The 14,218-nt window shown below is 28.8% G+C and carries 17 protein-coding genes and 1 tRNA gene; 4 read left to right on the top strand and 14 right to left on the bottom strand.

Annotated features, from left to right (window positions below; all coding sequences use genetic code 11):
* The 8 genes from HGPB_RS03775 to HGPB_RS03740 form a co-directional block, all read right to left on the bottom strand.
* A partial coding sequence (locus HGPB_RS03775; protein ID WP_172635030.1) for a metallophosphoesterase occupies positions 1 to 629 on the bottom strand: 629 nt, incomplete at its 3' end.
* A gap of 113 nt (positions 630 to 742) precedes the next feature.
* Positions 743 to 1,480, bottom strand: coding sequence for a prolipoprotein diacylglyceryl transferase (gene lgt, locus HGPB_RS03770; protein ID WP_019132360.1), 738 nt, complete (start codon positions 1,478 to 1,480; stop codon positions 743 to 745).
* Positions 1,470 to 2,123 (bottom strand): deoxyribose-phosphate aldolase, encoded by a 654-nt coding sequence (deoC, locus tag HGPB_RS03765; protein WP_019132359.1) that lies wholly within the window; start codon positions 2,121 to 2,123, stop codon positions 1,470 to 1,472. Before deoC ends, lgt begins: the two co-directional genes overlap by 11 nt.
* Positions 2,113 to 2,721, bottom strand: coding sequence for a flavodoxin family protein (locus HGPB_RS03760; protein WP_019132358.1), 609 nt, complete (start codon positions 2,719 to 2,721; stop codon positions 2,113 to 2,115). Before HGPB_RS03760 ends, deoC begins: the two co-directional genes overlap by 11 nt.
* A gap of 6 nt (positions 2,722 to 2,727) precedes the next feature.
* Complete coding sequence (locus tag HGPB_RS03755; protein WP_019132357.1) at positions 2,728 to 3,456, bottom strand: YebC/PmpR family DNA-binding transcriptional regulator; 729 nt, start codon at positions 3,454 to 3,456, stop codon at positions 2,728 to 2,730.
* 143 nt (positions 3,457 to 3,599) lie between these two features.
* On the bottom strand, positions 3,600 to 3,779 hold the full coding sequence (rpmF, locus tag HGPB_RS03750) for a 50S ribosomal protein L32 (protein ID WP_019132356.1): 180 nt from the start codon (positions 3,777 to 3,779) through the stop codon (positions 3,600 to 3,602).
* A gap of 3 nt (positions 3,780 to 3,782) precedes the next feature.
* The gene (locus HGPB_RS03745; RefSeq protein WP_019132355.1) at positions 3,783 to 4,310 is read right to left on the bottom strand and encodes a YceD family protein; all 528 of its coding nucleotides are present in this window, start codon (positions 4,308 to 4,310) and stop codon (positions 3,783 to 3,785) included.
* A gap of 67 nt (positions 4,311 to 4,377) precedes the next feature.
* A complete protein-coding gene (locus tag HGPB_RS03740) occupies positions 4,378 to 5,580 on the bottom strand; it encodes an acetate/propionate family kinase (protein ID WP_019132354.1) in 1,203 nt (400 codons plus the stop codon).
* A gap of 156 nt (positions 5,581 to 5,736) precedes the next feature.
* On the opposite strand from HGPB_RS03740, the gene HGPB_RS03735 reads away from it, so the two are divergent.
* A complete protein-coding gene (locus HGPB_RS03735) occupies positions 5,737 to 6,720 on the top strand; it encodes a YeiH family protein (protein WP_019132353.1) in 984 nt (327 codons plus the stop codon).
* A 21-nt stretch (positions 6,721 to 6,741) separates the two neighbouring features.
* Positions 6,742 to 7,935: a tRNA(Met) cytidine acetate ligase gene (locus tag HGPB_RS03730; protein WP_019132352.1), complete on the top strand. Its 1,194-nt coding sequence runs from the start codon at positions 6,742 to 6,744 to the stop codon at positions 7,933 to 7,935.
* On the opposite strand, the gene HGPB_RS03725 is transcribed toward HGPB_RS03730, so the two are convergent.
* The 6 genes from HGPB_RS03725 to HGPB_RS03700 all read right to left on the bottom strand — a co-directional run bounded on the left by HGPB_RS03725 (position 7,932) and on the right by HGPB_RS03700 (position 13,650).
* Positions 7,932 to 8,372: an ATP synthase subunit B family protein gene (locus HGPB_RS03725; protein WP_019132351.1), complete on the bottom strand. Its 441-nt coding sequence runs from the start codon at positions 8,370 to 8,372 to the stop codon at positions 7,932 to 7,934. The genes HGPB_RS03730 and HGPB_RS03725 overlap by 4 nt on opposite strands.
* Before the next feature lie 117 nt (positions 8,373 to 8,489).
* Positions 8,490 to 8,966, bottom strand: a complete 477-nt coding sequence (coaD, locus tag HGPB_RS03720; RefSeq protein WP_019132350.1) for a pantetheine-phosphate adenylyltransferase — start codon at positions 8,964 to 8,966, stop codon at positions 8,490 to 8,492.
* Entirely contained in the window at positions 8,963 to 9,508 is a 546-nt protein-coding gene (gene rsmD / locus HGPB_RS03715; protein ID WP_019132349.1) for a 16S rRNA (guanine(966)-N(2))-methyltransferase RsmD, read from the bottom strand. The genes coaD and rsmD overlap by 4 nt, the downstream gene beginning before the upstream one ends.
* Positions 9,509 to 9,520: 12 nt before the next feature.
* Positions 9,521 to 11,566: an ATP-dependent DNA helicase RecG gene (recG, locus tag HGPB_RS03710; RefSeq protein ID WP_019132348.1), complete on the bottom strand. Its 2,046-nt coding sequence runs from the start codon at positions 11,564 to 11,566 to the stop codon at positions 9,521 to 9,523.
* Between the two features lie 42 nt (positions 11,567 to 11,608).
* Positions 11,609 to 13,285, bottom strand: a complete 1,677-nt coding sequence (locus tag HGPB_RS03705; protein ID WP_019132347.1) for a DAK2 domain-containing protein — start codon at positions 13,283 to 13,285, stop codon at positions 11,609 to 11,611.
* An 11-nt stretch (positions 13,286 to 13,296) separates the two neighbouring features.
* Positions 13,297 to 13,650 (bottom strand): Asp23/Gls24 family envelope stress response protein, encoded by a 354-nt coding sequence (locus HGPB_RS03700; RefSeq protein WP_019132346.1) that lies wholly within the window; start codon positions 13,648 to 13,650, stop codon positions 13,297 to 13,299.
* Positions 13,651 to 13,799: 149 nt separating this feature from the next.
* Between HGPB_RS03700 and rpmB the strand changes: the two genes are divergently transcribed.
* A complete protein-coding gene (gene rpmB, locus HGPB_RS03695; RefSeq protein WP_019132345.1) occupies positions 13,800 to 13,994 on the top strand; it encodes a 50S ribosomal protein L28 in 195 nt (64 codons plus the stop codon).
* Positions 13,995 to 14,111: 117 nt separating this feature from the next.
* Positions 14,112 to 14,187: transfer RNA gene (locus HGPB_RS03690), tRNA-Phe, on the top strand.
* The last annotated feature ends 31 nt before the right edge of the window (positions 14,188 to 14,218 follow it).

Below are 14,218 nucleotides of genomic sequence, written 5' to 3'. Positions count from 1 at the left end.
TTTTTTATTACTATTTCTTCAATTCCTACCCTGCAATTTATTCTAAAATATATTTTCTGACCAAGTCCTCTGCTAATATAAAAATCACTTCCGTACAATTTATATAAACCACTAGAAAATTTAGGAAATAAATTAAAGTCATGATCAATTACTTGTCCTAAAAAAGGCAAAATTACTTGACCACCATGGTTATGACCCGATAAAACAAGATCATAATCATATTTTTTAGAATTTATAAAAGTATCTGGATTGTGACAAAGCAATATATTATATGCAGAGTCTTTCCCATCTACAATAGAATTTTCTCCAAATCCTAGTCCGTAAATATTAATCTTATCTGAATTAATATTTAGTTCAGATAATTTAGAATCTAAATCTACTATTTTATAACTTTTAATGATTTCTTTATAATCTATAAATTTATTTTCCAATTCATGATTTCCACTTACAAAGTATGTTTTGTAAGGAGATAAAATAGATAAAAATTTTTTAAAAAGTTTATCATCTTTATTATCTCTAGAGATAATATCTCCTGTTAAAAAAATTAAATCTGGCTTGTAAGCATCAATCGAAGTTTTTAATTTTTTTAGATCAATTAAACAATTATTGTGAAAATCAGATATTTGCAAAATCCTCAATTCATCTTTTATCTTATCGCTTTTTAAATATATCTTATTTATTTTAAAACAAGAAGTTTGAAACGATAAATAGATTATAATTGTTAAAAATATAATAATATATTTCATTTTGATTTATTTCTTTGAGTAAGTATTATTCCTAGTCCTATAATTATAAATCCAATACTTACTAATTGTGAAATCCTAAACATTCCAAGATATAGAGAATCTGTTCGTAAGCCTTCTACAAAAAATCTTCCGATTCCATAAAAAATCATATATAAAGCTGATATTTGACCATCAAATTTTTTCTTTTTATACATATAAAAATATAAAAATAAAAATATGCAAATATCTATTATTGATTCGTATAAAAAAGTTGGGTGAACAAATACTCCATTAACTTCAATTGCCCATGGAAGATTGGTTTCTCTTCCATAAGCTTCTTGGTTTATAAAATTTCCCCATCTTCCAATTCCTTGAGCCAAGGCTACAGAAGGTGCTAGGGTATCTAATAATTTTAAAAATTTAATTTTCTTAATTTTACTAAAAACAAATATTACAATGCATCCTGTAATAATTCCACCATAAATAGCTAGTCCACCATTTCTTATGGCAAGTATTTCACTTGGGTGTTGTGAGTAATAATCTAAATTAAATGCAACATAGTAGAGCCTTGCTCCCAAAACTCCTAGTAATATTGCATAAATTCCAAGATCAGAAACTACTCCCTTATATAAATTTTCTGATTCAGCAAGTTTGTTCGAGAAAAATAGAGCTAATAAAACTCCTAAAGCTATCAAAAGTCCATACCACATTACATCAAGACCAAAAATGCTAAACGCCACTGGATTAATATTCATTTGCTTCTCCTACTATCTTTACTCCTGCACTTGCTCCAATTCTATCTGCTCCTGCATCTATCATTTTCTTTGCAGTTTTATAATCTCTTATTCCTGCTGATGCTTTTATTTTAGCTTTGTCTTTTACTATTTCTTTTATTAATTTTATATCTTCTACTTTGGCACCATCGCTTGAAAAACCTGTGGATGTCTTTATAAAATCAACTCCTGCTTCTAGACAAAGTTGGCTAGCTTTTATTATCTCATCTCTTGTTAATAAACAGGTTTCAATAATAGCTTTTAAGACTTTTCCACCCGACGCTTCTACCAAAGCTTTAACTTCTTTTGTAAACTCATCGTACATTTTTGATTTTATATATCCAATATTTATTACAAAATCAAGTTCGTCTGCTCCATCTTCTATTGCAAATTTTATTTCATTAACCTTCGCCCTAGTTGATGTTGCACCCAAAGGAAATCCTATAACTGTGCAGACTAAGATGTCTGTGTCTTTTAATTCTTCTTTTGCGAGTTTTATCCAAGTCGAATTAATACATACAGATTTAAAATTATATTTAATAGCCTCTTTGCAAAGTTTTTCTATATCTTCTTTTGAGGAGTCCGCTTTTAATAAAGTGTGGTCAATATACTTATTAATTTTCATTGACAATACTACCACCATCTAACTTATAAGTTTTATTTTCTGGAAAATCATAATCTATTTGATCAAGAAATTCCATAAATTTTTCATTGTCTTTATTTATTGGAGAATCATCTGTATTACCAACTTCTACAAGTATGCGTCTTTTACAAGTTGTTGCTTTGAAGAAGTGATCAAATACAAGTTCTGGTCCAACAAATTGTTTTGGTTCATTAAATGCTCCACCATTAATTAAGGCAATTCCAATTTTCTCTTTAATTGGTCCTAATTTTTGTAAGAATTTAATGCTCCAATAAACTTGCATCCTATCAATAAAATTTTTTGCTAATCCTGAAACAGAATTAAAATATATTGGTGTTGCAAATACAATAGCATCAACGCTCTCTATTAGTTTATAAATCTCTGTTAAATCATCTTTTATAATACAATATGGGACTTTTGCACATCCATAACAAGATGTGCATCCCTTGTAATCTAAATCTCTGAGTGATATTTTAACAATTTCATCATCTTTATCAGCATATTTATCTAGAAATATATCTAAAAATTTTTCAGTATTTCTATTCTTTCTAGATGATCCCATAATAGCCAATATTTTCATTTTTTATTACTCCTCAGCCCAATTTGTATATACATCTTGAACATCATCATTGTCTTCAAGAGAGTCTATAAGTTTTTCTAGTTTTTTAATATCATCTTCATCTTCAAGCTTAGAATAGTTTTGTGGTATAAAAGTTATATCTGAATGTATAAACTCATATCCAGCTTTTTCAAGTCCATCCCTTACTGCTGAATATTCTTCAGGTGCGGTTAATATTTCGTAAGCCTCTTCTCTTTCTATAACATCATCAGCACCAGCTTCAATAGCTTGCATCATTAACTCTTCCCCATCAATGCTATCTGTTTTTTCAATTCCTAATTGTCCTCTTTTATCAAACATAAAAGATACACAACCTGGTGCTCCTAAATTTCCACCGTTTTTATCAAATATATGTCTAACATCTGGAGCTGTTCTATTTCTATTATCAGTCAAACAGCTAACCATTATAGCTATTCCATTTGGTCCATATCCTTCATAAGTTACTTGTTCGTAATTATCTTCAGATCCTTCGCCACTACCTTTTTTTATTGCTCTATCAATATTATCATTTGGCATATTTTCTGCCTTTGCTTTATCAATTGCTACCTTTAATGATGGATTATAGTTCGGGTCAGGACCACCTTCTCTTACAGCAACTATGATATTTCTTCCTAGTTTTGTAAAAATTTTACCTCTTCTTGCGTCTTCCTTACCTTTTTTATTTTTAATGTTATTCCATTTTGAATGTCCTGACATTTTTTTCTCCTTTCAAATCAATTTTACATATAGATATTTTAACATATGACTTATTAATATTCATTATTTTATAATAAAGCAATTTATTGTATCAAAAAAGGAGCCTATAAATAAAAATTTATACGCTCCTCTAATTGATTAAATTATTCAACAGAAATCATTTCTTTTCCTGCATAGTATCCACAACTTGGACATACTCTATGAGGTAATTTCATTTCATGACAATTTGAACATTCAACTACTGTAGCTTTATTTAATCTATAAGAAGATGCTCTTCTTTTATTTCTTCTTTGTTTTGAAGTTTTCCCCTTTGGTACTGCCATTTATTACACCTCCTCATCATCTTTAAATAAATCTAACATTTTTGCAAATCTTGGATCTATATCAACTTCTTTTTCACAGTTACAAGGTCCTTTATTCAGGTCTTTTCCGCATTTTGGACATAGTCCCAAACAATCTTCTTTGCATAAAATCTTCATTGGTTTATCTGTAATTATTTGAGAAATGATAATATCATCTAAAAATATCTCTTCTCTTGTAAAATCAAAATATTGACTATCTGCACTATCTTCTATTTCTATATCATTATTCTTTACAAAATATGCTTTAGTATTAGAAGATAATGATTTTACAATTTCCTTTAAACACCTATCACAATTAGTATCTAGCTTATAGTCTATTTTCATATCCATCATAAGCTCATCACCTAAATCGTAAACTGTGCCCTTGTATAGTATTGGAAACTGAAGCCCAATATTATCAATATCATAATTACTTTTTTCAGAATCTAGTTTTCCTTCAAATTCATAAGTGACTTCATCACTATTTAAAAAATTTTGTAAATCTAATTTCATATTCATCTTCCTAAAATTAGCAATCTACATTATATATTTATAAGAGATGTTTGTCAATAAAAACTTATTATTTTATTAAACTTAATGTATCTCTAGCTATCATTAATTCTTCGTTTGTAGGTATTACTAAAACATTAATTGATGAATCTTTTGTAGAAACAATTCTTTCTTTTCCGCGAATATCATTTGCTCCTTCATCAATCTTAACGCCTAAAGCTTTTAAACCATCAACAATATTTTTTCTAGTTGCTATTCCATTTTCACCAAGTCCGGCAGTAAATACAATACCATCAATTTCATCAATGCTATCGAATTCAGTAACAAAAGAACCGATAAACTTTCTTGCAGAATTTTCAAATATTTCTAAAGCAAGTTTTGCTCTTTCGTTTCCTTCTTTAGCTGCATCTTCAAGATCTCTAAAGTCTGAGCTTACTCCTGAGATTCCAAGTACTCCGGATTTTTTGTTGATAATATTATCAACTTCTTCAATGCTTAGATTGTTTTTGTCCATTAAGAATTTTATAATTGCTGGGTCCATATTTCCAGTTCTTGTACCCATTGGAAGTCCTTCAAGTGGTGTAAGTCCCATTGTTGTATCATATGACTTTCCTTCCTTAACTGCTGTAATTGAAGATCCATTTCCTAAATGACAAGTTATAAGATTTACCTTATCTACATCTTTTCCAAGCATATCTGCTGCTCTTTGAGTAACATATTTGTGAGATGTTCCGTGAAAACCATATCTTCTAACCTTGTGTTCTTCATAGTTTTCATAAGGTATAGCATAGATATAGTTTTTAGCTGGCATTGTTTGATGAAAAGCTGTATCAAAAACTGCAACTTGCTTTACACCTGGTAATAATTTTTCACAAGCTTCAATTCCCATAATATTTGGTGGGTTGTGTAAAGGGGCAAGATCTATATTTTCTTCTATAGCTGCAACAACTTCATCATCAATTACAACGCTTTGTGCAAAGTTTTCTCCACCATGAACAACTCTGTGTCCAACAGCGCTAATTTGATCTAATGAATCAATAGCCCCATATTCTTTATCAACTAATGAACTCATAACAATTTCTAGAGCATCATTATGGTCTTTTAGTTCTTTTTTAATTACTTTTTTATCTTTACCTGTAGTTGTGTGACTAATTACTGATCCGTCAATTCCGATTCTTTCGACAAGTCCTTTAGCTAGTAGTTTTTCACCTTCCATATCAATTAATTGATATTTTAATGAAGATGATCCACAGTTAATTACTAATATTTTCATTTGTCCCTCCATAGTTTATTATTATTTAGCTTACTTATTATATCATATATCTTAGTGTTGACAAAATTTTTTACACTATATATAGTAAATTCTGTAATAAATTAATGTTCTAGTACACATTTAGTTATTTCAAATATCAATTTAAGGAGGCATATTATGAAATACAAAGGAATTATTTTATGTTTTATATTGGCACTACCTTGTTATTTTTTAGGAAAATTATTTCCAGTAGTAGGTGGACCAATTATTGCTATATTAGTCGGAATGATTTTAAAGAAATTTTTTGATGAAGAATCTTATCTAGCAGGCATTAAATTCACCAGCAAAAAAATATTACAATATGCTGTAATATTGCTTGGTTTTTCAATGAATATTAATACTGTTCTTCAAAATGGATACAAATCACTTCCTGTTATAATATCAACTATTTCTATTGCTCTTATATCTTCTTATATTACCAGCAAGTTATTAAAAATAGATAAAAATACATCTGTTTTGATTGGAGTAGGATCTTCAATTTGTGGTGGATCAGCAATAGCTGCTACTGCCCCTGTTATTTCTGCTGATGATGAGGAAGTTGCTCAAGCAATATCTACAATATTTTTATTTAATGTCATAGCGGCAATAATATTTCCAAGTTTAGGAAATCTGCTTGGTATGTCAAATGAAGGTTTTGCTATTTTTGCAGGAACTGCAGTTAACGATACATCAAGTGTTACTGCTGCAGCTAGTAGCTGGGATGCTATGCATGGTGCAAATACACTAGAGGCAGCGACTGTAGTTAAGCTTACAAGAACTCTTGCAATTATTCCTATAACAGTCATTCTTTCTATTTATGAAAGTAAAAATTCAGGGTCTTCAAAAAAATTAAATATCACTAGTTTAGTACCATCTTTTATAGTCTTATTTGTTCTTTGTTCAATTATAGTAACTCTTTTTGATTTACCTGAAGTTCTTATAACAACTACAAAGACATTATCTAAATTCTTTATTATAATGGCTATGGGAGCAATTGGTCTTTCAACAGATATTAAGAATTTAATTAAAAATGGTGGAAAATCATTATTTCTTGGTTTAGTATGTTGGATCTCTGTAACCCTTATGAGTTTACTTGTTCAACACTTAATCGGTTTAATTTAATCTGAGATTGGAGGAGTTAGCATGAAATTTAAAGCAATCATTGCAGAATTTAATCCTTTTCATAATGGTCATAAACATTTAATTGATAGTATTAAAGGCACAGATGATTTAATAATTGTAATAATGAGCTCCTCTTTTACTCAAAGAGGAAAGCCTGGAATTCTTGATAAATTTACTCGTGCAAAAATTGCCCTTAACAATGGAGCTGATATTGTTCTTGAGCTTCCAAGTATATTTTCAAGTTCTAGTGCTGAAATATTTGCAAAAGGTGCTGTTGGAATCTTAAATAGTTTAGATTGTGTTGATGAATTATGCTTTGGCGCAGAAGATAAACTTGCAGATCTTTTAGAGATTGATAGAAAAATTAGCGAAAATGAAAATAATAGCCTTGATAATTTAAAATTTTATCTTTCTAAAGGCTTGTCTTTTCTACAAGCAAGAGAGCTTTCTTATAATTTTTTATCTTCAGAAGAGCTTGCAATGCTTAAAAAACCAAACAACATCTTGGCTTTTGAATATATAAAGGCTTTAAAATCTACAAATTCAAAAATAAAAGCTTATGCGATAAAAAGATATAAAATCGACCACGATAGTTCCTTTGCAAAAGAAAATTTTGCATCATCTTCATATATAAGAAAGCTTGCAAGAGCTAAAGAGTATGATGAGATTAAAAATCTTATGCCAAGAGATTCTTACCGTGCCCTGAAAAATAACAATAAAGTCTATTTAAATGACTATTTAGATATTTTTAAATATAAGCTGATTAATGATAATATTAATTTTTCTGATTATGTAGATTATGAAAATGGTTTAGAAAATCGATTTTATAAATATATGGATAGCAAGAATATGGAAGAATATATTAGAAAAATTTCATCAAAAAGATATACACATTCGAGAATTTCAAGATTGATATCCCATATTCTCCTAGACATTAAAAGAGATTTTATTTTTGAATCTTATAATCAACCCTATATCCGAGTTTTGGCTAGTAATAAAAGAGGCTTTGATTTATTAAAAGAGCTTAAAAAGAAAGATATTTTTTATATAGATAAATTTTCAAAAATTAATGATCTAGATGAAAATTCAATTTTAAAAAGAATTGCTTTAAAAGAAAGTCAGATTACAGATAGCTATGAGCTTTTTAATCAAAATATTTTAAATAAGGATTATCTTACAAATTTTATAATAAAAAAACAAGAACTTAGGGATTAACCTCTAAGTTCTTGTCTATTTTCATTTAAAGTTTTTATTATATCAGCTAAATTCTTTTGGGTGTTTTCTAAAAGACTATCTGCATAATCTCTAGCACCTTCTCTAATTCTAGTTGATTCTTCATTTGAAGATTTTAATATTTCATCAGCTCTTTTGTTTGCTTGAAGAACAAGTTCATCTTGAGAAATAATTTCTTCAGCATGAGATCTAGCACCTTGGATAATGTTGTCTGCTTCTTTTTTAGCATTATCAATTATTGTATCGCGATCAGTGCTAATTTGTTTAGCTTCTCTAACTTCTGTTGGAATTTCATTTCTCATTTCATTAATAATTTCAAGTAGTTCGTCTCTATCGATCATTACCTTTCCTGTCAATGGAATTTGACTTGAAGTTTCTGTAAGATCTTCCAACTCTTCTACTAATTCTAACAAATTCATAAATTACCTCCTAATTATGCTAATTATATTATATATCATATTTAAATAAATATAGCCTTGTTTTTAATAATTATGTACTTAATTTAATATTACCAATATAAGAGACAAATTAAGCAATTATTTTAATAATTTTTCCTTAAGAGCTTTTGCAACCACATCTGGAACAAACATGGACAAATCTCCATCAAATTGTGCAACTTCTTTTGCCATTGTTGAGCTTATAAATAGGGTATCACCTGATGCCATTAAAAATACAGTTTCAACTCCATCTTTATAGTTCATATTCGCCATAGATAAAGTATACTCGTTTATATAGTCTGATGCAGATCTTAGGCCTCTAACTATTACCTTGCAACCCTTGCTAATTGCATAATCAACTAGCAGTCCTTCAAATGAATCAATAATTATATTATCTTCATCTGCAAGAACTTGCCTTAATAAATCTTTTCTTTCTTCTACTGTAAAAAGTCCTTTTTTATTAGTGTTGTTTAATACTGCAACTATGACTTCGCCAAATATTTTTTTTGCTCTTTTTATAATATCAATATGTCCATTGGTAACTGGATCAAAGCTTCCAGCATATATTACTTTCATTTCATTCTCCAAATTCTTATATAGGTGTCCCTATATTTTTTTTCTTTTATTAAATTTAACATGTCTGTATAATCTTGTAAATATTCCTTATCTTCTTCTGTTATTATATAGCTATTCTTATCTATTAAATCACTATTTACTAAATAATCTATTGATTTTTTATATAAATCTACTCTTTTGTAGGGTGGATCTATATAAACATAATCAAATTTTATATTTTCAAGATTTTTTAAAAGTTTAATGCTGTCTCCTTTAAACAACTTTGCTTCTTTTTCAAATCCTAATTTATCTATATTTTTTTTAATTATATCAAAAGCTGAAGCATTTTTTTCAAATAAATATGCTTCTTCAGCTCCTCTTGATATAAATTCAAGTCCTATTGATCCAGTTCCAGAAAATAGGTCTAATACTTTTAATCCATAAAGGTTATGATCTATTATATTAAATATATTTTCTTTTATTCTATCTTCTGTTGGTCTAGTGCTTTCGCCTTTTGGTGCGAACAACTTGCTGCCTTTTCTACTTCCTGCAATTATTCTCATATTATCACAACCTCAATTTAATATCTTTGGACTACTTTCATTATAAATTTGATTTATCTTATTTTTTAATCCTAAATTTTTCGCCTTAGTAAGGTCTGGATCTTCTTCTAATATTTTTTCTGCTTCTATTTGAGCATGTTTAAAAATAGCTAGGTCCTTTGTAATATCAGCAATTTTAAAATCTAAAAATCCTGATTGTTCTTTACCAAACACATTGCCACTTCCCCTTAATTCTAAATCTTTATCAGCTATATAAAATCCATCATTTGAAGCTTCTAATACTTTCATTCTTTTCCAAGATAAATCAGTGTTTGAAGAATTATATAAAATACAATATGATTTATGTTCTCCCCTACCTACTCTACCTCTTAATTGATGAAGTTGTGCAAGTCCAAATCTCTGAGCATCATAAACTAAAATTACACTTGCATTTTTTACATTAATTCCAACTTCAATTACGGTCGTTGATACCAATATATCAATTTTACCTTCTTCAAAAGCTCTCATAATTTCATCTTTTTCTTGGTTGGTCATTCTTCCATGCAAAAGTGCAAGTTTATAATTTTTAAAAGTATTATTTCTGAGTGAGTCAAAAGTTTCTATAGCAGAATTTAAATCTAAATCTGAATTTTCTTCAATAAGTGGAGTAATAATATAAGCTTGTCTACCCTTATCTATTTCTTTTTTTATAAAATCTAGTCCTCTATTTAAAGATAGTCTATTAATAGCCATAGTGGTTATTTTTTTTCTGTTTAAAGGCATGGTATCAATTATTGAAATATCTAAATCGTTAAATAAAACAAGTGATAAAGTTCTTGGAATTGGGGTTGCCGTCATGACCAAGCTGTGAGCGTTTTTTACCTTGGTGTTAAAACTTTCTCTTTGCATTACCCCAAACCTATGTTGTTCATCTGTAACATTTAGACCGAGCTTTTTGAATTTAACATCTTCATTTAACAGAGCATGGGTTCCAATTAATATATCCACTTCTCCAATTTCAACTGAATTTAAAATCCTATCTCTATTTTTCTTGCTAGTTGATCCAACTAATAATTCTACTTTGACTCCAAGTTTTTCTAACATTTGTCTAAATGAGTTTAAATGCTGTTTTGCCAGCACTTCAGTTGGTGCCATAATAGAAGATTGGTATCCATTTAAATAGCATAAATACATGGCTATAATGGCTACAATAGTCTTTCCTGATCCAACATCTCCTTGAATCAACCTATTCATCTTTTTACCACTTGCAAGATCAGCAAATATTTCATTTAAAACATTTTTTTGTCCTTGAGTAAGTTCAAAATCTAAAGATTCTATAAAATCATTTATTTTTTCATCAAAACCTATTTTATAAGCCTCTGCATTTTTATTTTTATTTTTTATTAAAAGTAAATTTATATTAAAATATAAAAACTCTTCAAAGCACAATCTTTGTTTAGCTCTTATGTAAGCTTTTCTATCAGCTGGCCTGTGGATGTTTAATATAGATTCATTTTTATCCATCAGCTTATATTTATCAATAATTCCTTTACTAAGACTTTCTTCAAATAAATTTTTATCTATAACTTGGTCTATCATCTTACTTATATCTTTATTGCTTATGTTCTTACTAAGGTTATAGATTGGATAAATATGTCTTTGACCTAGATATTTTTTATATTCAATAAAGTCTGGAGATGTGAATTGAATTGCATTATTAAATATGCTTACTTTTCCACTTATGACATATAAGTCATTTAATTTTATTGTATCTTTAATAAATCTGTTGTTAAAAAAACTTACTATTGCAGATGAACTAGAATCTTCAACTAAAAATTTAGTAATTCTTAAATTTCTTCTGATTTGTCTATCTTCTAAAATCTCAACAAATTTCACTAAGGATGTTTGTTTTTCTTCAGCTACTAGGCTTCTAATTGGCTTAATATTAGACTGATCTTCATAGGCTCTTGGAAAATACAAAAGTAGGTCTTTAATGTTATTAATTCCCATGCTTTTTAAATACTTTTCTTTTTTTGGTCCAACACCTTTTAAATATCTAACTGAATCATTTAATTTCATTTTTATCACCAAAAATAAAAAAGCCCTAAAAGGGCTTTCTATTTATTCTAAAGCTATCAAATAATAGTAAAGTGGCTGGTCACCTTCTATTAAATCTACATCCAAATCATCATATTTTTCACTAATAGAATTATATAATTCTTCAGATTTATCTTTATCTATTTCATGACCCCAATAAATTGATATCATTGATGTTTCATCATTAACTAATTGATCTATTAAATCTTCTGTTACCTTATTTGTATCCGATCCTGCTGCTAAGATTTTTTTACCACTAAGACCAATAATGTCTCCCTTATTTATTTGCTTTCCATCCATATTAGTGTCTCTAACAGCATAGGTAACTTCTGCAGAAACTACATCTTCTATAGCTGCAGTCATATTTTCAAGGTTTTCTTCTATCGATAAATCCTCACTAAATGAAAGGATCGCAGTTACTCCTTCTGCTATTGATTTTGTTTCAACAACAGCTACATTTTTATCACACAAGTCTTTTGCTTGATTTGCAGCTAAAATTATATTTGAATTGTTAGGAATAATAAACACGTTGTCAGATGGAGCTTTTTCTACAGATTTAACTAAATCTTCCGTGCTAGGATTCATTGTTTGTCCACCTTCAACAATTTGATCAGCGCCCAAAGATTTAAAGACTTCATTGATTCCTTTTCCAAGTGAAACAACTATAAAAGAATATTTTTTCTTTTCTTGAGTTTCTTCTGTTTTTTTATCTTCTATTTCCTTTTGTTTAGCTTTTTCAACCTCTTCTTTTTTGAATAGTACTTCCTGGTGTTGCAATCTCATATTGTCAATCTTTATATCTTGTAAAGCGCCAAGTTCAACTGCATATTCTAGAACTTTACCTGGGTTATTAGTATGAACATGGACTTTTATAATTCCACTTCCTCCACCACCAACAACAAGCAGGCAGTCTCCAAGAGGTGCAATTTTATTTCTTAGTCCATCAACATCTTCATTCTTAGTACTGATTACAAATTCTGTACAATATCCAAATTCTATATCGTCATCAGCAAGTTCTCCAATATAAATATCTTTTTGAGCTTTTCTTGTAAGTTGTTCATCTTCTATAGCTGAGAAATTTTCACCTTTTAGTGATCTTAATATACCAGTTATTAGAACTAAAAGTCCTTTACCACCAGCATCAACAACTCCAGCTTCTTTTAGAACTTGTAATTTTTCTGGAGTTTTACTTAAGGAAATTTCTCCAGCTTCAACAAAATCTTCCATGAAAGAAACAATATCATCATATTTTCTACTATTTCTAGAAGCAAATTCGCTCATTTCACGGCCAACTGTCAATATAGTTCCTTCTGTAGGTTTCATAACAGCCTTATATGTTGTTTCAGATGCTATTTTAAAGGCATTTGCAAGTTCAGAAACAGAGGCTTCTTCTATGCCATCTAATCCTTCAGAAAAACCTCTTAGGTATTGCGAAAGAATAACACCAGAGTTTCCTCTTGCTCCCATCAAAGACCCTCTAGCTATTGCTTTTGAAACTTCCGATATGCTAGATTTATCTTCTAAATTATTTATTTGTTTTAAAGATGATTTTGCAGTCAAAGACATATTGGTTCCTGTGTCACCATCTGGTACAGGAAACACATTAAGAGCATTGACCTCATCCTTATTCATTACTAGATAATTTACAGCATCAGTAAAACTTTTTGCCAGTAAATTACCATCAATTTTTGTAATACTCAAGTTCAATCCTCCTACTTCAACCTGATTCCTTCAACAATTACCTCAACTTGATTTATACTTAAACCAGTTAAGCTTTCTACATTAAATTTAACTCTATCAATTATATTTTCACCAACAGTAGAAATTTTTACACCGTATTCTAATACGACATGTAAAATTATATCTATTTGGTCATTTTCAGTATTTACTTTTATGCCCTTTGATAAATTATCAATTTTTAAAACTTCTAAAATACCATCAGTAGCATTTTTTGCAGCCATGCCTACAATCCCATAACTTTCCATAGCTGATATTCCAGCTATATTAGCTATAACATTATTTTCTATTGCAATAAATCCATTTTCGTTTTTTATATTTGCAGACATAATGCACCTCCTTAGAAAGTATATATATATTAAAATTATATCATAAAAACAAAGTTCTTAAAATTTTTTATTAAAGTAAAAATAATTTGATATTTTTTTCATTTCATGTTAATATATTTAAGCTAGTTATGAATTAAGGAGGTGCACATATGGGTAAAAGATGTGAAGTATGTGGCAAACAAAGAGTATTCGGAAATACTATTTCTTTCTCACACAAAAGAGGCAATAGATCTTGGGCTCCTAATATTAGAAGAATTAGAGCTACAGTAAATGGTCAAAATAAAAGAATTAATGTTTGTACTAGATGTTTAAGATCAAATAAAGAAAAATCTTTTGAAATCTAATTTTAGGTTATTTTAATATTTTGCAAAATATTAAAAAGGACTGAGTTTTTATTCAGTCCTTTTTTATTGCTTTTATTTTTTATCTATGTTACTATATACAAGTCTTGTTAAATATTTGCCCAGATAGCTCAGTCGGTAGAGCAGAGGACTGAAAATCCTCGTGTCGCTGGTTCGATTCCGGCTCTGGGCACCAAAAAAGCTGACTCTTTTATAAATTAAGAGCC

It is taken from the genome of Peptoniphilus obesi ph1 (assembly GCF_000311865.1).
GTDB lineage: Bacteria > Bacillota > Clostridia > Tissierellales > Peptoniphilaceae > Peptoniphilus_E > Peptoniphilus_E obesi.
The sequence above is the reverse complement of the archived record's forward strand: the minus strand, read 5'-3'. Positions and strand labels throughout refer to the sequence as shown.